The sequence below is a fragment of the Streptomyces albidus (ex Kaewkla and Franco 2022) genome (assembly GCF_013870515.1).
In the GTDB taxonomy this organism is placed as follows: domain Bacteria; phylum Actinomycetota; class Actinomycetes; order Streptomycetales; family Streptomycetaceae; genus Streptomyces; species Streptomyces albidus.
Genome location: NZ_JACBXA010000030.1, coordinates 23,462 through 40,320, shown reverse-complemented (window position 1 = coordinate 40,320; position 16,859 = coordinate 23,462). Strand labels below are relative to the sequence as shown.

The 16,859-nt window shown below is 68.6% G+C and carries 17 protein-coding genes; 5 read left to right on the top strand and 12 right to left on the bottom strand.

Annotated elements, in window-relative coordinates; all coding sequences use genetic code 11:
* Positions 1-233 (bottom strand): FAD-dependent oxidoreductase (locus tag H5J26_RS08005; protein ID WP_210771108.1); only part of this gene is annotated, 233 nt, incomplete at its 3' end.
* Positions 234-300: 67 nt separating this feature from the next.
* Between H5J26_RS08005 and H5J26_RS08000 the strand changes: the two genes are divergently transcribed.
* The gene (locus H5J26_RS08000) at positions 301-873 is read left to right on the top strand and encodes a helix-turn-helix domain-containing protein (protein ID WP_181765026.1); all 573 of its coding nucleotides are present in this window, start codon (positions 301-303) and stop codon (positions 871-873) included.
* Between the two features lie 231 nt (positions 874-1,104).
* Positions 1,105-2,334 carry a formaldehyde dehydrogenase, glutathione-independent gene (gene fdhA, locus H5J26_RS07995; RefSeq protein WP_181765025.1) on the top strand — a complete coding sequence of 410 codons (1,230 nt, stop codon included), beginning with the start codon at positions 1,105-1,107 and terminating at the stop codon, positions 2,332-2,334.
* A 251-nt stretch (positions 2,335-2,585) separates the two neighbouring features.
* Here the strand turns inward: fdhA and H5J26_RS07990 are convergent, their stop codons facing one another.
* The 4 genes from H5J26_RS07990 to H5J26_RS07975 form a co-directional block, all read right to left on the bottom strand.
* A complete protein-coding gene (locus tag H5J26_RS07990; protein ID WP_181765024.1) occupies positions 2,586-2,888 on the bottom strand; it encodes a DUF3817 domain-containing protein in 303 nt (100 codons plus the stop codon).
* Positions 2,885-3,346 (bottom strand): hypothetical protein, encoded by a 462-nt coding sequence (locus tag H5J26_RS07985; RefSeq protein WP_181765023.1) that lies wholly within the window; start codon positions 3,344-3,346, stop codon positions 2,885-2,887. The genes H5J26_RS07990 and H5J26_RS07985 overlap by 4 nt, the downstream gene beginning before the upstream one ends.
* Positions 3,343-3,660: a hypothetical protein gene (locus tag H5J26_RS07980; protein ID WP_181765022.1), complete on the bottom strand. Its 318-nt coding sequence runs from the start codon at positions 3,658-3,660 to the stop codon at positions 3,343-3,345. Before H5J26_RS07980 ends, H5J26_RS07985 begins: the two co-directional genes overlap by 4 nt.
* Positions 3,661-3,728: 68 nt before the next feature.
* Entirely contained in the window at positions 3,729-4,418 is a 690-nt protein-coding gene (locus H5J26_RS07975; RefSeq protein ID WP_181765021.1) for a DJ-1/PfpI family protein, read from the bottom strand.
* A 196-nt stretch (positions 4,419-4,614) separates the two neighbouring features.
* On the opposite strand from H5J26_RS07975, the gene H5J26_RS07970 reads away from it, so the two are divergent.
* The gene (locus H5J26_RS07970; RefSeq protein ID WP_181765020.1) at positions 4,615-5,553 is read left to right on the top strand and encodes a GlxA family transcriptional regulator; all 939 of its coding nucleotides are present in this window, start codon (positions 4,615-4,617) and stop codon (positions 5,551-5,553) included.
* 438 nt (positions 5,554-5,991) lie between these two features.
* Here H5J26_RS07970 and H5J26_RS07965 read toward each other — a convergent pair whose 3' ends face one another.
* Positions 5,992-6,693 (bottom strand): MOSC domain-containing protein, encoded by a 702-nt coding sequence (locus H5J26_RS07965; protein ID WP_181765019.1) that lies wholly within the window; start codon positions 6,691-6,693, stop codon positions 5,992-5,994.
* 370 nt (positions 6,694-7,063) lie between these two features.
* On the opposite strand from H5J26_RS07965, the gene H5J26_RS07960 reads away from it, so the two are divergent.
* Complete coding sequence (locus H5J26_RS07960; RefSeq protein WP_181765018.1) at positions 7,064-7,705, top strand: hypothetical protein; 642 nt, start codon at positions 7,064-7,066, stop codon at positions 7,703-7,705.
* Positions 7,706-7,754: 49 nt separating this feature from the next.
* Here H5J26_RS07960 and H5J26_RS07955 read toward each other — a convergent pair whose 3' ends face one another.
* Together H5J26_RS07955 and H5J26_RS07950 are read right to left on the bottom strand one after the other, a co-directional pair.
* Positions 7,755-8,186 (bottom strand): hypothetical protein, encoded by a 432-nt coding sequence (locus H5J26_RS07955; RefSeq protein ID WP_181765017.1) that lies wholly within the window; start codon positions 8,184-8,186, stop codon positions 7,755-7,757.
* 181 nt (positions 8,187-8,367) lie between these two features.
* Entirely contained in the window at positions 8,368-9,225 is an 858-nt protein-coding gene (locus H5J26_RS07950; RefSeq protein WP_181765016.1) for an SAM-dependent methyltransferase, read from the bottom strand.
* 267 nt (positions 9,226-9,492) lie between these two features.
* On the opposite strand from H5J26_RS07950, the gene H5J26_RS07945 reads away from it, so the two are divergent.
* Positions 9,493-10,137 (top strand): HNH endonuclease family protein, encoded by a 645-nt coding sequence (locus H5J26_RS07945; protein WP_181765015.1) that lies wholly within the window; start codon positions 9,493-9,495, stop codon positions 10,135-10,137.
* Positions 10,138-10,285: 148 nt separating this feature from the next.
* Here the strand turns inward: H5J26_RS07945 and H5J26_RS07940 are convergent, their stop codons facing one another.
* The 4 genes from H5J26_RS07940 to H5J26_RS07925 form a co-directional block, all read right to left on the bottom strand.
* Positions 10,286-11,044 (bottom strand): hypothetical protein, encoded by a 759-nt coding sequence (locus H5J26_RS07940; protein ID WP_181765014.1) that lies wholly within the window; start codon positions 11,042-11,044, stop codon positions 10,286-10,288.
* Positions 11,041-11,949 carry a hypothetical protein gene (locus H5J26_RS07935; RefSeq protein ID WP_181765013.1) on the bottom strand — a complete coding sequence of 303 codons (909 nt, stop codon included), beginning with the start codon at positions 11,947-11,949 and terminating at the stop codon, positions 11,041-11,043. The genes H5J26_RS07940 and H5J26_RS07935 overlap by 4 nt, the downstream gene beginning before the upstream one ends.
* 210 nt (positions 11,950-12,159) lie before the next feature.
* The gene (locus tag H5J26_RS07930; RefSeq protein ID WP_181765012.1) at positions 12,160-15,117 is read right to left on the bottom strand and encodes a BTAD domain-containing putative transcriptional regulator; all 2,958 of its coding nucleotides are present in this window, start codon (positions 15,115-15,117) and stop codon (positions 12,160-12,162) included.
* 165 nt (positions 15,118-15,282) lie between these two features.
* On the bottom strand, positions 15,283-16,614 hold the full coding sequence (locus H5J26_RS07925; RefSeq protein WP_309237826.1) for a PAS domain-containing protein: 1,332 nt from the start codon (positions 16,612-16,614) through the stop codon (positions 15,283-15,285).
* Positions 16,615-16,859 lie beyond the last annotated feature (245 nt).

Here is a 16,859-nt window from a genome sequence, read left to right as displayed (position 1 = left end):
CGCACCTCGACGCCGTATCGGCCGACCTCCTCGCGGCCGATGGCCAGCAGCTCGGCGGGCCTCGCACCCTCCCTGCCCAGATAGTTGTGCATGTGGCCGGCAGAGGCGTTGCGGGGCTGTCCGGCATCGATCACCAGCACCGAGCGCCGGGACCGCCCCAGCACCAGCGCGGCGCTCAGGCCGGCCGCTCCGCCGCCGACGACGACCACGTCGTACGACTCTTTGATGTCCATGCGTGTCAGCGTGCGACCACCCCCTCAGGATTGGCAAACTTCTTTGCTGGTCTGGCAAACTGCGGGAATGGCTGAGTTCGATGACGTCCTCGACGGGGTGGGCCCGCGGTTGCGCGCGTTGCGAGTGGAACGGGGCGCGACCCTGGCAGGGCTGGCGAAGAGCACCGGCATCTCGGTCAGCACGTTGTCCCGGCTGGAGTCAGGGCAGCGCAAGCCGACGCTGGAGCTGCTCCTGCCGCTGGCCCGGGCCCATCAGGTGCCGCTCGACGAGCTGGTCGACGCACCGGAGACGGGCGATCCGCGGGTACGGGCCAAGCCGATCAAACGGCACGGCCGCACGTACATCCCGCTGACCCGGCGGCCGGGCGGCCTGCAGGCGTTCAAGGTGATCATTCCGCCGCACGACCCGCCGAAGCCGTACGAGCCGAAGGTCCACGAGGGCTACGAGTGGATCTACGTCCTCTCCGGCCGGTTGCACCTCGTCCTCGGCCACCGGCACCTCGACCTCAAACCGGGCGAGGTCGTCGAGTTCGACACCCACACCCCGCACGTCATCGCCAACCAGGGCGACCATCCCACCGAGATGCTGGCGCTGTTCGGGCCACAGGGCGAGCGGATGCACGTCAGGTCCGGGCCCTGACACTTCCCCGCAGTGTCGACGATGCGGCAAGAGGCTGCGCCCCAGATCGCACCGCCGGACGGGCCACCCCGTGGTGCCCCGATTCTGGCCGGCCCCGTACAGGCCCGGGCACCGACAGCCATCCCTGCAGGTGGCAAGCCTTCCCCCCGGTCCGGACTGGCCGAACACCCCAAACCCCCTCAAACTTCCTCGAAGGGGGTGCCCCATACGTCTGGCCGGAGGGACAGTTTCATGAGTGGAAACAAGGCCGTGGCCTACATCGAACCCGGCGTCGTCGAAGTGCAATCGATCGACTATCCCGACTTGGACTTGCACGACGGTCCCGGAGTGGACCCCGGCAACGTCGGCCGACATTGCCGGCACGGAGTGATCCTCAAGGTCCTCGCCAGCAATATCTGCGGCAGCGACCAGCACATGGTCCGTGGCCGCACGACCGCTCCCTCCGATCTCGTGCTGGGTCACGAGATAACGGGTGAAGTGGTCGAGACGGGCCCGGACGTCGAGTTCATCAAGGAAGGCGACATCGTCTCCGTCCCCTTCAACATCGCCTGCGGACGCTGCCGCAACTGCAAGGAGCGCAAGACGGGAATCTGCCTCAACGTGAACCCGGCCCGTCCCGGATCGGCATACGGCTACGTGGACATGGGCGGCTGGGTCGGCGGCCAGGCGGAGTACGTCATGGTCCCGTACGCGGACTTCAACCTCCTGCGCTTCCGCGACCGCGACCAGGCCCTCGAGAAGCTCCTTGACCTGACGATGCTTTCGGACATCTTCCCCACCGGCTACCACGGCTGTGTCAGCGCCGGGGTCGGTCCGGGCAGCACCGTCTACATCGCCGGAGCGGGCCCGGTCGGTCTCGCCACAGCGGCATCGGCCCAACTGCTGGGCGCCGCAGTCGTCATCGTCGGCGATCTCAATTCGGAACGCCTCGCACAGGCGCGCAGCTTCGGCTGCGAGACGGTCGACCTCACCCGCGGCCCCCCGCAGGACCAGATCGAGCAGATCATCGGCGAGCCCGAGGTCGACGCGGCCATCGACGCCGTCGGCTTCGAGGCGAAGGGCCACGGCAAGGACGGGGGTGAGGCGCCCGCCACGGTCCTGAACTCCCTGATGACGGTGGCCAGAGCGGGAGCCTCCCTCGGCATCCCCGGCCTGTACGTCACCGAGGACCCCGGCGGCGTCGACAACGACGCCCAATCCGGGGCGATCAAGCTGCGCCTCGGCCTCGGCTGGGCAAAGAGCCACAGCTTCACCACGGGTCAATGCCCGGTGATGAAGTACCACCGGCAGCTGGCCATGGCGATCCTCCACGACCGCGTCCAGATCGCGAAGGCCGTCAACGCCCAGGTGATCTCCCTGGATGACGCCCCGCGCGGCTACGCCGAGTTCGACAAGGGCGCCAGCCGCAAGTACGTACTCAACCCCCACGGCGCCCTCGACAGATTCAAGAAGGCCGCATAGTCGGCTTGCGACCTAGCCGGGCATGAGAAGGGCAGTTCCGGGACCGAGATCGCAGTCTCGGTCCCGGAACGGAGAGCGGCTGTCTCCGGCGAGGGGCACCGCTCGAAAGCGCCCCACGGGCGCCCATGCGCCACCCCCACTTGATGGGTGAGTGACGCGTTCCGCCCGGCCCCTGGACACGACAACAGCGTGCCGCCTCCAGCTGGTTGACGACGCGGCGCGCTCGGTTCATGGAATCGGCGACACGCAGTTCATGACGGGATGACCTCTTCAAGGTGGGGCCGGACCGTCCCGACGCGGGCGAGCTGCCGCAGCGCGAGCAGCCCACCGGCACCCGGGACGAGAGCCAGGAGCTTGGTGGTGGGCGTGGCCTGTTTGAGGCGCCAGGTCGCGCACACGACGAACAGGTAGGCACAGCCGTGGGTGGGCCCCATCAGGGACGAGACGGGCTGGACGTGGACGGTGAAGAGGTTGGCCAGCAGCACGATCAGCGAGATGAGTTCCGCATGAGCCGCGATCCGTAGATGGCGCAGAATCCGCAGGTGCACGGTCATACCCCCGTGGTGGAGCCCGGACGGATGATCATCAGGACGGTGACCGTGGCCCAGAGCAGGTTGAAGATGCCGGTGAGCATGGCGAGACGGCTCGGTGTCGACGGCGTCGAGCCGGTGGTACCCGCCACGGTGAGAGCACGGTCTTGAGCGGGCAGGATCAGCAGGGCCAGGACACCGGCTGCCGCCGCGGTCAGCAGGATCGAGACGATCAGCCAGGCGTCCCCGAGGACGCCGAGACTGCTGGCGGTGGCGAAGCCGAAAAGAGGAACCGCGATGCCGATGCCCGCGTAGACCCGGCAGATGCGGTGCAGTGTCCGCAGGGTCGTCAGGGCATCGCCGTCGCCGGAGTCGCCGAGGCCTCGGCGCAAGGTAGCGGGGAACATGCTCGCAGCGACGGTGACCGGGCCGACGGCCACAATGGCGGCAAGGACGTGCAAGGACAGGAAGAGCTTGGTCACGACCGGTGCTCCGGGGCGGTCTGACGCTCGCCGGTGACCTTCGAGGCGGGAAGTCTGCCGGCCTTGGAGGTGCCCTTCAGCGTGTCCCCGTCGACTGTCACATCGAAGGCCAGGTTCAGCCGCAGGGGCTTGGTGATGCTCTGCTTCCAGGTGAGCCGCCCGCCGTCGAGGGCGACCTCGTGCAGCGGCACCTCCTCGTCGGCCCCGCGGGCGGTCCCGGTCAGGACGCCGTCCCGCCGGCGGAGTTCCATCACGGCCTTCATCCTCCCGATGGGGGTGGCGATGGCCAGGTCCCAGGTGCCTTCAACTGACATGCTGATGTGCTTCCTGACTGTGCAGTACGGATGATGGGCGGACGGTCGGCGAGCGCGCGGCCGGGTGTTCAGAGCGCGGCGGGAACCGGGCCCCGGGCGCCCCAGACAGTGCCGCGCCGTTCATGGGCGAACAGCTCTTCGACGGCGTGCGCAATGCGGGGGCCGACCTCGCGCTCCAGCAGGTACAGCCCCAGATCGAGCCCTGAGGTGACCCCGGCGCCGGTGACCAGGTCGCCGTCGTCGACGACCCGGGCACGGACGGTCCGGGCACCTGTGGCATCCAGCATGTCCAGGCCCAGGTGGTGGGTTGTGGCGTGTCGCCCCTCCAGCAGACCGGCCATGGCCAGGACGAGCGAGCCGCCGCAGACGGTGGCGACCGTCACCTCCGGGGCATCCATCGCCTGCTTCAGCAGCGCGGGCAGTTCGGTGGACAGCGTGCGGCCCAGGAGCACGGGAACGAACTCGTCCTGTTTCCACCCGCCGGCGCCGATGTCCCCCTCCGGAACCTCACCGGGTTCCCCGACTCGGCCGGACGCACCGGGCACCAGGACGAGGTCCGCCCGCTCCGGGTCGAGGGCGGCGGTGGAGCGCAGGGCCAGCCCTCCGGTGCCGCTGATCACCTCGCGGGGGCCCTCCGCGGAAACCAGTTCCACGCTCACTGCTCCCTTCGACGCGATGCCGCCGGCGTACAGCACCTCGTAGGGGGCGATGACATCGAGCGGGTCGAAGCCGTCGAACAGCACGACTTGGATGTGCATGCGTGTTCCTTCGGATGTCGATCTCTGTCGGATGTTCCAAGTCAACCCGCGGTCGAACCCTTCGCCCAGTGGCGTGAGTGACACCTTTCAACGGGATAACGCCAACGCTTTGGTGAGGGCTCATAGCTGCTGTGGCATGGCGTTCCCCGGACATTCGCCCCGAGTCATCCAATCGTTGAAGGGGTATCTTCCTGCCATGCACACAGTCGCCGTTCTCGCGCTGGATCAGGTGATCCCGTTCGACCTGTCCACGCCGGTCGAGGTCTTCACCCGGACCCGTCTGCCCGACGGGCGAACCGCCTACCAGGTCCGTGTGTGCGCCGAGCGCGAGGAGGTCGATGCTGGGACTTTCACCCTGCGTGCTCCCTGGGGCCTGGAGGGGCTGGGGGACGCGGACACGATCATCGTGCCGGGTGTCGCTGACCCCGCGGCGCCGCTGTCTCCCCGGGTACGCGACGCGCTGCGGTCGGCCGCCGCCGACGGCACGCGGATCGCCTCCATCTGCACGGGCACCTTCCCGCTGGCCGCCACTGGCCTCCTCGACGGTCTGCGGGCAACCACCCACTGGCTTGTGGCAGGACTGCTGGCCGCCACCCACCCGGACGTAGACGTCGACCCGAACGTCCTCTACGTCGACAACGGTCAGTTCCTCACCTCGGCCGGCGCTGCCGCAGGCATGGACCTGTGCCTCCACATGATCCGCCGTGACTACGGCTCGGCCGTCGCCGCCGATGCCGCCCGGCTGTCCGTGATGCCTCTCGAACGGGAGGGCGGCCAGGCGCAGTTCATCGTCTACGACCACGCTCCCACTCCGCAGGGGTCCGAACTCGACGCTCTGCTCACATGGCTGCGGGACAACCTGAGCCGCGACCTCACCCTCGCTGACATCGCCACGCAGTCCGGGACCAGCACCCGGACACTGATCCGCCGCTTCCGCGAACAGACCGGCACCACCCCGCTGCAGTGGCTCCATCGAGCCCGCATCCGCCAGGCCCAGCACCTGCTGGAGACCACGGAGCACTCCGTCGAACGCATCGGCGCCCAGGTCGGTTTCGGCTCACCCACCACCTTCCGTGACCGTTTCAAACGCACCACCGGCGTCAGCCCGCAGACCTACCGGCGCAGGTTCAGCTGAGTTGTGGACCACGACCGCGTCCTGGACGACGCCGTCATGGTCGGCGCCGTCCCTGAGCGCAGCGTTCCTCCGTCGCGGCAGTCGCCCAACGGGTACTTCGCCCTGGCCCGCGTCGGGCGTAGGGGGCGGCTTCGAGGACCATGCCGGGGCGGCTTCGGCCTGGGTGAGCATGGCGTTCATGCTGACGGGGCTCGGGGCGCGGCGCCGGTGTTGCTCGAGGGCGAAATCCTTGCGCAACCCTGGGCGCCGCTGCGGACCGCTTCGAGCCCGGCGGCCAAGCGTGGACCAGTCGTGTCATCAGTCGTCGGCCCGCTCACTCAACCCCCTGCCGCTGCACACGCGTTGGCAATCGAAGGCGACCTCCGGCACAGTGAGCGCCCTGCCGCCGGCGAACCATCCACTGAGCGTCGAAGAGGCGGCTGGCGTACTCGGGGGAGGTCACGGTTCGAGTTCGACCGGGTCGCCTACCGCGACTCGGCCCGGTTGCACGGTGGAGCCGTAGACACCGAGTCGGGCGTCGCGCTCCCGCGTGATGGCGCGCAGGATCGCCGGGTTCCGGCGCAGTGTTCGCGGGTCCGTGGTCACCACAGCGCAGCGTTTGTCGCGTGCGTCCACTCGCATCCGCAGCCCGCTGATGCGCAGTACGCGGCCGACCCAGGCATCCTCGGGGAAGTCACTTCCGGATGCCTCAACGAGGAGGTTGGGCCGGAACCGTGGGGCTTCCAGGGCGGTGCCGACCAGCCGGCCGAGGCCGGCCAGGGTCTGCGTGGTCAGCAGCGACAGGGGCATCGTGTCGAAGACTCCGCGGTCCTGCTTGATGACGCGCACACCCGGCCCGAGCTCGGCAGCGAGTGCGGGGGCTGCCACGTCGAACTCGCGGCCAGAGGGCGTACGTACCAGCGTCGGGGAGGCGTTGGGCCGGTTCGGTTCGGTGAAGTGGGGCCGGTAGTGGGCCAGTTCAGGCTGATGCCGGATCGTCAGCCACGGAAAGCCGCTGCGCTGCTGCCCGTCGCGGATGAACGCCCACCGGCGATCACCGACGAGGCCGTGCCACGAGACCTCGACGCTGTCCAGCTCTTCGCCTGCCATGGATTTCACCGGGTACCGCCACAGCGCAACGACGCGACCCACCACGGTCATGACGCCTCCATCGACTCGGGGGCGCCCTTGCCGATGCAGGGGGAGGTGTCGAGCGTGGCGGACCTGGTCCGTCGCAGCGCCTCTCGACTTCATCAGCATGCCACACCCGTGCGGCACCGGCCTTGCTGACGGACACCGTCCACCCTGCAATGACCTCGGCGAACCCGCCCGCGAACCGGGACTCGATCTCGTCGCGGGATGACGCCGGAGCGCAGGTGGCCCACGGCAACTCCCAGCAGGTGCAGGCAGAACAAGAGTCAAGGAGGCGGAAGTCGTCGCCCGAACACCGATCCCGGATCCTGCATTCATGGAGCAGACGGGGGCGGGGCTCCTATGATCAGAGGCCGAGACCGGAGGACGGGGTTGGATCATGGGACGCGGTAACGGACGACTGCTGGCAGCCGGCGCGACAGTCGTGCTGCTGGCCGGATGCGGCACCAGCGGCGAAGCCGGGAGTGACGGTGAGCCCGAAGCGCTGTCCAGGAAACAGGCGCAGTCCGTCGTGCCCGACCAGGAGGCCATGCACGGCTGGCGGATGACGACCAAGCCCTCCGCACTGCCGATGAAGGGCATCCGCCAAGGCGGTGTGTGCGAAGGAGCGACCGACAGCTGCAAAGGCGCCCGCTTCTACAGCGCCTCCAACTTCCTTCAGAAGAACAAGAGTTCCTCCGTCAGCTTCTCCCTCGTCGCCTACAACAGCCAGCAGGCCGCCGGAGCCGCCTACGACGCGATGTGGAAACTCCACAGCAAGTCCATGGCCCCCCACGCGTCGAAAATCAAGCTCGACACCGAAGAACGCAGTGACGCCCGGCTGGGTGTCATCGGCTTCAAGGGTGAGCCAGGCGCGGTCGTCCAGATGCGTGTGGGCACCGCCCTGTCCTGGGTCCAGCTCCGCGGGGTACGAAAGGGCGCCTTCGACGAAGAACTCGTCAAAGACCTCGCCACCATGCTCGACAAGCGCGGCCAGGAAGCCAACAACGGCGGCACCGCCACCACCCGACTCCGCCACTGACACACCCGCATGAAGTGAGGCAGGAGCCGCGAGGTCCGGCTCCTGCCCGCTACGGACGGTCCATGTACCCCGTGCTGTGCCCCCAGACGGCGAGACCGACGAGCAGCACCAGACCCACACCGATGCCGTACGGGCCGGCCGAACCCGTAAGACGCTCGGCAAGCGGCGGCGGGGCATAGCCGTGACTCCGGCCGATGTCCGTCGCCAGCTGCGTCACAGCGCTCTCGTCGTCTTCACTCAAACCACCCTCGGCCGCGCGGGACTTGGCGAGGCTGATCACCCGGGCGGTTTCGTCACCGGTGAATCCTCCGCCCTTGCCGGCCGGAGTGCCGCTCAGGCCGGGTACGACGCCGCAGTAGAGGAGTTCACCCGTGCCGCGGTCGAGGACCAGGCCCCTGACCGAAGAATCCGAACCGCTCCCGCACGACTCGCCCTTCGTCGAGAAACCCACCCCGTACGGGAACTCCGGCCCCTTGATCACATGATGGACGAGGAGGCTGGCCCCACCACCGAGAAGGGCCAGCAGTCCGAGGCAGCACGTGATGACGACGATCAGGTCGGCACGCCGAAACCCCCCAGGCCGCGAACCAGGACTCCCGGACTCACCACCCGACACCTCAACCCCCCGCTCCCGGCGCCGCACACGGCAGCAACAACCAGCACTACGGCTTATGCGCCATACCGCAAAGAGATGCGATGTCCGCCGCCGAATCGGCCGGGGCCCCCTCAGGACGCCAACGCGGCCCAGGCACCACACCCGGCTCGAGCAACTCCAGACCCGAGAAGACCTCCCGGACCTGACCCGGACTCAAGAGCCGGTAAGGAACACCACCGTGCTCCCCCACGCGCCGCTCCGCCTCGACCAGGGCGGGGTCACCGTCGGTGCCGGTGTACAGGGCGAGGTGGCTGCCCGGGGCCAGGCCTTCCGTCAGACTCCGCACGATCGAGAGCGCATCTGCGTGCTCGGATATGTGTCCCACGATGCCGAACATGATCAGCCCCACCGGCCGGGACAGGTCCAGTGTCCGCCCGGCGCCCTTCAGGATCGCCTCGGGCTCGTTCACGTCCGCATGCAGGTAATCCGTCGCCCCTTCCGGGGCGCTGGCCAGCAGTGTGCGGGCATGCGTCAGGACCAGCGGGTCGTTGTCCACGTAGACGATGCGGCACTCCGGGGCGGCACGCTGAGCGATCTCATGCGTGTTCTCGGCGGTCGGCAGACCCGTACCGATGTCGAGGAACTGGCGGATGCCGGCCTCGGCGACCAAGTACCGCACCACACGGTTCAGCAACGCCCGACTCGTGCGGGCGATGTCGACGATGCCAGGGTAGGCCTCACGGGCGGTCTCACCCGCCCGCCGGTCCACCTCGTAGTGGTCCTTGCCGCCGAGCCAGTAGTCCCACATCCGGGCCGAATGCGGCACATCGCTGACGATGCGAGGGGCATCACGACTGACGAACAGCGGAACGTCGCGCCGATGCTCACCCGCAGCCTCACCGTCAGCCACGCTGCCGTCTGCCATCTCCCCACGCTCCTCAACGAGTTGACCGTCACCCGAGGTTAACCCACCACCCCCACGCACCACTTGGCCCAGCAGCCCCGAGGGCCGGCGCTCTGTCGTCTCTCCGGGGCCGGTCGCGCCGGACCGCCCTGCGGAACGGGCACCCATCTCCCTCGCATTGACGGGTTGTCACAAGAATTTCACCGCCAGAGGTCTATCCGCATAGATCCCCCGCCATCACGATAAGCACGCACCTCCCCCCAATAACCCACCCTGGGAGCCAACACCATGCGCACCCCCCACAGACGCAACGGCATCCTCACCGCTCTCATAGCCGCCGGCACCGCCGCGGTCACCGTCCTCGGCATCACCCCCGCGCAAGCCGCCCTGCCCACTCCCATCGCCGCCTCGACAGCCCGCTCGTACCTCTCCTCCATGACCGTCACGACCGAACACTCCCGCGACGGCTACAGCCGCGATCTCTTCCCCCACTGGATCAACATCAGCGGCAACTGCGACACCCGCGAGACCATCCTCAAGCGCGACGGCTCAGGGGTGGCCACGGACTCCGCCTGTGCGGCCACCAGCGGCAGTTGGTTCTCCCCCTACGACGGCGCCACCTGGAGCGCACCCTCCGACGTCGACATCGACCACCTCATCCCCCTGGCCGAGGCATGGGATTCCGGCGCCTACAACTGGTCCACCGCCAAGCGGCAGGACCTCGCCAACGACCTCACCCGCCCCCAGCTCCTGGCTGTCACCGACAACGTCAACCAGTCCAAGGGCGATCAGGACCCCGCCACGTGGTGGCCCTCCGTCTCCGGCTACCACTGCACCTACGCCCGCGCCTGGGTCCAGGTGAAACACCACTACGGGCTCTCCGTCGACTCCGCCGAGAAGAGCGCCCTCTCCTCGGTCCTCAACGGCTGCTGACAGCACCAAGCGCCTCTCGTCCCTGTGACAGCGGTCCGGGCCCCCACCTTCGGGAGCTTCAACTGTGGTCACAGGGACGGCAGTTCAAGCGCAGACTCCGGGAGCCTCGGCACAATTGACCCGGCTGGGGCTCCGGACGGGCCGGCCCTTACGCCAGCAGGTCGACCAACCTGTCGCGCACGCCTTCCTTGCCGCTGGCCTCGCCCGGCACCAGGTTCTCCCGTGCCTGCGGATCCCGGGTGAAGAGATGCAACCGCCCGTCCTTGCGCGCAAGGACCAAGTCAGTGCTGTCACCCGCGACTTCAGCCGATCCCCGCGCCGTGTAGCGGGTGACCGTCACCAGCGCGGAACGCTCGGAACCGTCCAGCACGTCGTCCATGTTCGCCCCCGGGCCGGAATCCGCCGACGATCCGGTCGGCAGCCAGTCGGCCAGCATGCGGAGTGCTTCTTCGAGCTTGTACAGGCCGATCTGGTGAACGCCCAGCGCGTCGATGCTCACCATCAGGCAGACCCGCTCCGGCTGGGGCAGCAGCAAGATCCGCCACGGCTCCCCCACGCCCGTACCCGTCACACGGGCGTCCAGCACGCTCCGCGACCGCCGCTGGAACGCGACCGCGATACCCAGGTCTCCCCGCACCTGCACCTGCCCGCCCTCGGAACCCGCCAACAGCAGCTGCCGCGCCGCCAGCGAGCGCACGGCCTCAGCCAGCACCTCATCCGAGGGCCGGGCTTCGAGGAAGTCCACGATGGCGTCCACGGCGGTCAGTTCGGCGATGGTGTACGCACCGAGCAGTACCGGTCCGGTCTCCACCAGATTCAGTACGGCCGAGACCAGGCCGTCCGGGACCGAGGCGTCACCCGTCTCCGGCGACTGAGGCGACGGCTTGCTGCCCTTTGCGTTGCTCATGCCGCTCTTCCTTCCGGCCAGGCGCCACCCGCAGCCCCGGGGCTCTCCCCGAGAACCGCGGAAGCACTGCTCGACGGTGTCTGAGTGACCCACACGTCGGAATTGCCGAACAGCCCCCGCCCGGCTCTCCCGGACAACGCCCGGCCCAGCTCGCCGGCCAGATCCTCCCGGTCCGGGGGAGGGAACCGGGCCGCCAAGTCCTGGGACATCGAGGTCACATCGTCATCCGCCTCGATCCGGCGCAGCGCCTGCGTCAGGGACCGAGCAACCGGGCCGGTCAACGACGTCGGTACCGCCAGGACCGGCGACAGATACATCGGACGCCGCTCGGTCATCCGCGACAGACCCCACGGACCCACATTGCTGCGGGTGATCCGGTACACCACGTAGTCCATGAGATGGCGGATGTCGTTCATGCTCGGGAGCTTGCGCTTGCCGAAAGCAGCAGGCGTCTTCTCGAGCTGCACCCACGTGCCCTGAGCCGTACGCCCGTGCAACTTCTCCCGCACCACCACACCACGCATCCCGATGTCGGGATACTTCGTCTTGTCGATGTCGTGGTGATGGCTGGACAATCGTTCCACGCTGCCCTTGGCGGAGCGCCAGGACTCGTACAGCTCCGGGTCGTCCACCAGCACATGGCCTCCGCACAGCACGTCGTGCAACTGCGGCACCTGCAGTCCGTTCCGCTCCAGATCAGCGAGGATCACCGCTTCGTCCGGGCTGAGCCGGCGGACTGCCGTCACCAGCCCTTTCCGGTACGCGCCTGCGCGAGCGGTGATCTCGATCATCAGCCGGACCCTGCGGCGCTGCTGCTCTGCCCGCTGGGCCTGCTCGGTCCCGGAGGCCGCTTTGCCGGACTGCCCAGCAAGCGGGTGCGACGCCGATGAGTGCATACGTTTCACTTGGTCAGTGCAACACGGCGGGCAGCTACGCGCACGGCCGAAAGTGGTGCAAAGTGCCCGTCTCGACCTCGGTCGCGCTACGACGCCTTTCGGTGATCATGTGCCTGACCCGGTCTTTTTCATGGGGACGGGTGGTGGCGACGCAAGGGGGTCTGCTTGACCCTCGGCAGTGAACGACAGCCGTCTCCCCCTCTGGCCCGGTGCTTCAGCTCAGCTTCCGGGGCGCCCCTGCGCTGGAGCCTCGGTATCGCGAGCAGCCAGCAGCGCTCGCAACTGTTCAGCGTCAGCGGCACCGAGCTGCTGGAAGAGGGGCAGGGCTTCTTCCCAGCAGGCTCGCCCGCGGCTGTTCTGTCCGAGTGCGGTGAGCGCTTGTCCCAGCACGGTGAGGATCTTGGCGCACCACAGTCCTCCGTAGTTGTTGCGGAGGGAGAGGGCCCGTTCCGCTTGGTGCGCGGCCTCGTCGGGGTCGTGTGCCTTCAGATGCAGCTCGGCCAGGCGGTAGTGCGTCATCGCTGACCAGAACTGATGGCGACAGTCCTGAAAGATGGCATGCGCGTCGGCGAAGAGGCCTTCGGCTCTCTTCCAGCTTCCGGAGTACGTCAGGGCCATTCCCAGTTGGTAGAGGGCGTTGCCCAGACGCAGGGAGGCACCGGTCCGGCGGTAGATCGCGACGCCCCGCTCGGCGAGGTCGGTGGCTTGCTCGTACCGGCCGGTGGCCAGGTGCATGCGGGAGAGGTTGCACAGTGCGCTCGCCTCCGCGGGTTCGTTGCCGTTGGCCCGGAAGCCGTCGAGTGCCCGGTGGAAGTACGCCTCGGCTTCCTCGTACTGCTGGTGCTGAGTGCTGATGATGCCCAGGTCGTTGCGGGACGTCGCCACCGTGGACGAGTCCTCGGCTTCGGTGCCGAGTTGCTCGGCGGTCCGGGCGTGCACCTCCGCCTCGTTGAAGCGGCCCTGCATCATGTCGATCCAGGTGAGGGTGACTTCGACTCTGCCTTGCGCATGCACGTCGCCAGCGGTCCGTGACGCCTCCAGCAGGACGCTGCCTGCCTGCTCGAACTGGCGGGAGTGGGAGCCGTCGTCGGCCAGATCGGAGAGGAACCTCAGCAGATCGGCTGCCTTGCGAAGCTGAGTGTCCGCGGTGAGTTGAGAGATGCATGCCAGGAGACAGTGCAGTTCCTCCGCCTTCCATTCCGCTGCCTCCGCGCGATTGCGGAAGGTCATTCCGGCTTGCCCGGTGTGCTCCACCGGCAGGCTCTGGCCTGGCCGTTCCCAGGCGTAGACGTGAGCGACGGTCGCCAGGTAGAAGTCGAGGAGCCTCGTGAGCGCGGCCTCACGCTGTGCGGGCGGCTCTTCGCCGCTCTCTGCCCGGGAGCGGGCGTAGAGCCGGACCAGGTCGTGGTAGCGGTAGCGTCCCAGCTCTTGCGCGTCCAGCAGCGAGACGTCGACCAGGGACTCCAGCAGTGTCTCCGCCCGGCGCGTGTCGAGATCCAGCATGGCCGCGGCGGCGTGGAGTGAGACGTCGGGGATGTCGCTGAGTCCCAAGAGCCTGAAGGCGCGGGCCTGTTGAGGGTCGAGCTGGCTGTAGCTGAGCTCGAAGGTCGCTGCGACGGCGAGGTCGTCCGCCCTCAGTTCGTCCAGCAGCTGCCTCTTGTCGGCGACTCTCAAGGCGAGTTGGGACACGGTCCAGGTCGGGCGGGTGGCCAGCCGGCGGCCGGCGATGCGTATCGCGAGGGGGAGGAAGCCGCACGTTGTGACGACCTCCAGCGCGGCACCGGGTTCCAGCGTCGCTCTCGGCTCTCCGACGATCTTGGTGAAGAGTTCGAGTGCCTCCTGGGGGTCCATCACGTCCAGATCCACCAGATGTGCCCCTGCCGGTTCGACCATGCGTCTGCGGCTGTTGATCAGTGTGGCGCAGCCCTTGGCGCCGGGGAGCAGCGGCCTCACCTGCGCCGCGTCGCGAGCGTTGTCGAGTACGACCACTACGCGACGCCCGTGAAGCAGTGAACGGTAGAGCGCGGCCCTCTCGGCTGTGGATTCCGGGATGCCTGAGTCGGGTGTGCCCAGCGCCCGCAGGAACGAGCCGAGTACCGCGCACGGCTCCAGGCTCCCCGAACGGCCTCCCTGGAGGTCGATGTAGAGCTGACCGTCCGGAAAGTGGTCGCGTGCCGCGTGCGCAGCGTGCACCGTCGACGTGGTCTTGCCCACGCCGCCTGCGCCGGCGACGACGGTGACTCCGCCGGTGTCCGTGGTGAGCCTCTCGAGCAGTTCGCGCGCGACGCCGGCTCTGCCGGTGAAGTCCTCGACGTCTGCCGGCAGTTGTGCGGGGCTGGGCAGCGTGACGGTGTGGCTGCCCGCACGGGCCTCCGGTGCCGCCAGCGCCGTGTCGGAGGCCAGGATCCTCTGATGCAGCTCGGCGAACCGAGGGGAGGGGGCGACGCCCAGCTCCTGCGCGAACAGGTGCCGGGTGTCCGAGTGGACGGCGAGGGCTTCAGCCTGACGTCCGCTGCGGTACAACGCGAGCATCAGCAGGCCTCGGAGACGCTCACGCAGCGGGTGGGCGGCGACGAGGGCCGTGAGTTCGGAGACCGCTGCGGCATGGCGACCGACGTTCAGGTCCAGCTCCAGTCGCGACTCGATCAGTTGAAGGCGCCACTCCTCAAACCTCGTTCGCTGCCCCTGGACGTACGGGCCGGGCACTCCGGCCAGAGATTCGCCTCCCCACAAGTCCAGGGCGGCGTCCAGCAGTTGACGAGCTGTGTCGTACTCGCGACTGCGTTTCGCCTCCTCGGCTCTGGCGGCGTGGTCCTCGGCGAGGTCGAGGTCGAGGGCACCGTCCTCGACCCGGATCGCGTAGTTTCCGGACACGCTGACCAGCGCCTCATTCGCGTGAGGACCGAAGGACTTGCGTATTCGGGAGGCGTAGGTCCTCAGGGCGGACAGTGCCGTGTTCGGCGGCTCGTCGCCCCAAAGGGCATGGATGAGCTCGGGGGCTCTCGCCTCCCGGCCCCTGCGCAGCAGCAACACGGCCAGCAGGGCGCGCTGTTGAGGCGGGAAGGCAGGCAACTGCCGGTCGCAGCACCAGACTCGGACCGGACCGAGTACGGCGAAGCGAAGTCGCCCCGGGTGATCACCAGTTCGGCCCGGGGTTTGCTCAGGACCTGACTCCACGCGCGCAACCTAGCCTTGACGAGGGAATGGGAAGCCGCACGTTGGCACTGCCCGGGGTGGCCGTGCAACCGGGGTCGGCGTCAGGCGGGCCTCCTCCGCTGGTGGACCAGCGCAGCACCGTCAACTCGCGGGTCCAGCAGGTGGGTTCGGCGCCCGGGGAGCCTGTCAGGTGGAGCTGAGGGGATGGGTCGCCGTGGCGGATCGTGGCGGCCAGGACTGGGGGGCGAGGATGCCCAGGACGTACGCCCGCGCGACGAGTGCGGGCCTGGTCGCGGCTCCCAGCAGGTGACGCAGACGTCCGAGGTGGTAGTCGACCGTCTGCCGGGACAGGCGCAGCGACGTGGCGATCTCGCCGTTGCTGCGGCCTTCCGCCAGCAGGGCGAGGATGCGGATCTGGGCGGGTGTGAGCGGCGGATGGGGCTCGTGCGCGAATCCCTCGTGGGTGACGACCACCCATACGTTCGCGGCTCGGGTGGAGGTCCGCCCTGTCGCCGTCAGGTGGAGCCGGGCGCGGCGATGGCGGCCGCGGGCGTCGATGATCACGGCGGACGTCTCGATCCGCCTGTGGCGTCGGGCTATCAGGTCGTTCCATCTGCGGTGCAGGACATGGAGTTCCGGAGCCGGAGCGAGTACGGAGTGGGCGCGCTTGCCCACGAGGTCGGAGCGCCGCATCTGGAGCAGTTCGGCGGCTGCGGCGCTGGCCTGCCGGATGCGTCCTCCCGTCGATATGAGGGCGCAGGGCAGCCCGCTGTGGTCGCGCAGTGCGTCCAGGTTCTCCTCGGCTTCACGGAGTTGGTCCAGGGCGCGCATGTAGCCGGTGATGTCGACGTAGATGCCGGCCACGCAGGTCTGCGGCCCCTCGATGACGGGGAACCGGTGGCCCACCGCGTATCCGCTGGTGCCGTCGGAACGGTGATACGTCAGCGTGTGCCGCAGCGGCCTGCCGTGAGAGACGATCTCCCGGTCCAGGGCGAGGAATTGAGCGGCGTCGGCCGGAGGGTCGAAGTCCTCCAGGTGCTTGCCGACGACCTCGGCCGGCGTGGTGCCGTAGAGGTGCGCGTAGGCGTGATTCGTCCACAGGTAGCGCCCGTCGAGGTCGCGTATGAAGGCGGCGGCGGGGCTGAGGTCGGCGAGGGCGTCGTAGCGGCGAGTGGTGTCGGCCGGGGCGCCCACGTCGACGGCAAGTCCGCGGAACCGGTCCCGGCATGCGGCGTCGGCGAGGGACCACGTCACCTCGAAGACCCGTTTCTCGAACCGCACTTGGCCGTGGCCGGTCTCGGGTGTGCACCTGGCCTCGGCGAACTCCTCCCGCATGGCGTCGAAGAAGCGCCGGGCCGTGGGCGCGTCGCTGAACGCGCCTCCCCCGCTGTCGCTGACGCGCAGTTGCCCGTCGGCCTCCCACCAGGACACGGGCAGGTCTTCGAGCAGGGTTCTGAGTCCGGTCTCGTCCACGACGGCCTTTCCAGGAAGTTCGACGGCGTTCACACGGTGTGACACCGCGATGACTATCCCGCCCCGGTCCCATGCATGCCAGGTTCTCGGCCGACCTGGAACACAGCCGGACCGGCTCGTCGCGCCGCTCCCGCCATACGGCATCACGGAACCTTCACCATGACTCGACAAGACCCGCAACTCTGGCATTTGCCTGACGCGACGCGGCCGTTGTGGCGATCCGGGTGACTGCGGGCTGTTTCGCTTGAGTGGGTGAGCAGTGCGCCCTATGTCGCTCACCTCCAAGCCCC

Bases quoted from the DNA above. Each gene is read 5' to 3' on its own strand.
- H5J26_RS07940 (WP_181765014.1), bottom strand. From the start codon at position 11,044: ATGAGCAACGCAAAGGGCAGCAAGCCGTCGCCTCAGTCGCCGGAGACG.
- H5J26_RS07950 (WP_181765016.1), bottom strand. From the start codon at position 9,225: ATGGCAGACGGCAGCGTGGCTGACGGTGAGGCTGCGGGTGAGCATCGG.
- H5J26_RS07990 (WP_181765024.1), bottom strand. From the start codon at position 2,888: ATGACCGTGCACCTGCGGATTCTGCGCCATCTACGGATCGCGGCTCAT.
- H5J26_RS07960 (WP_181765018.1), top strand. From the start codon at position 7,064: ATGGGACGCGGTAACGGACGACTGCTGGCAGCCGGCGCGACAGTCGTG.
- H5J26_RS07975 (WP_181765021.1), bottom strand. From the start codon at position 4,418: ATGCACATCCAAGTCGTGCTGTTCGACGGCTTCGACCCGCTCGATGTC.
- fdhA (WP_181765025.1), top strand. From the start codon at position 1,105: ATGAGTGGAAACAAGGCCGTGGCCTACATCGAACCCGGCGTCGTCGAA.
- H5J26_RS07965 (WP_181765019.1), bottom strand. From the start codon at position 6,693: ATGACCGTGGTGGGTCGCGTCGTTGCGCTGTGGCGGTACCCGGTGAAA.
- H5J26_RS07980 (WP_181765022.1), bottom strand. From the start codon at position 3,660: ATGTCAGTTGAAGGCACCTGGGACCTGGCCATCGCCACCCCCATCGGG.
- H5J26_RS08000 (WP_181765026.1), top strand. From the start codon at position 301: ATGGCTGAGTTCGATGACGTCCTCGACGGGGTGGGCCCGCGGTTGCGC.
- H5J26_RS07945 (WP_181765015.1), top strand. From the start codon at position 9,493: ATGCGCACCCCCCACAGACGCAACGGCATCCTCACCGCTCTCATAGCC.
- H5J26_RS07970 (WP_181765020.1), top strand. From the start codon at position 4,615: ATGCACACAGTCGCCGTTCTCGCGCTGGATCAGGTGATCCCGTTCGAC.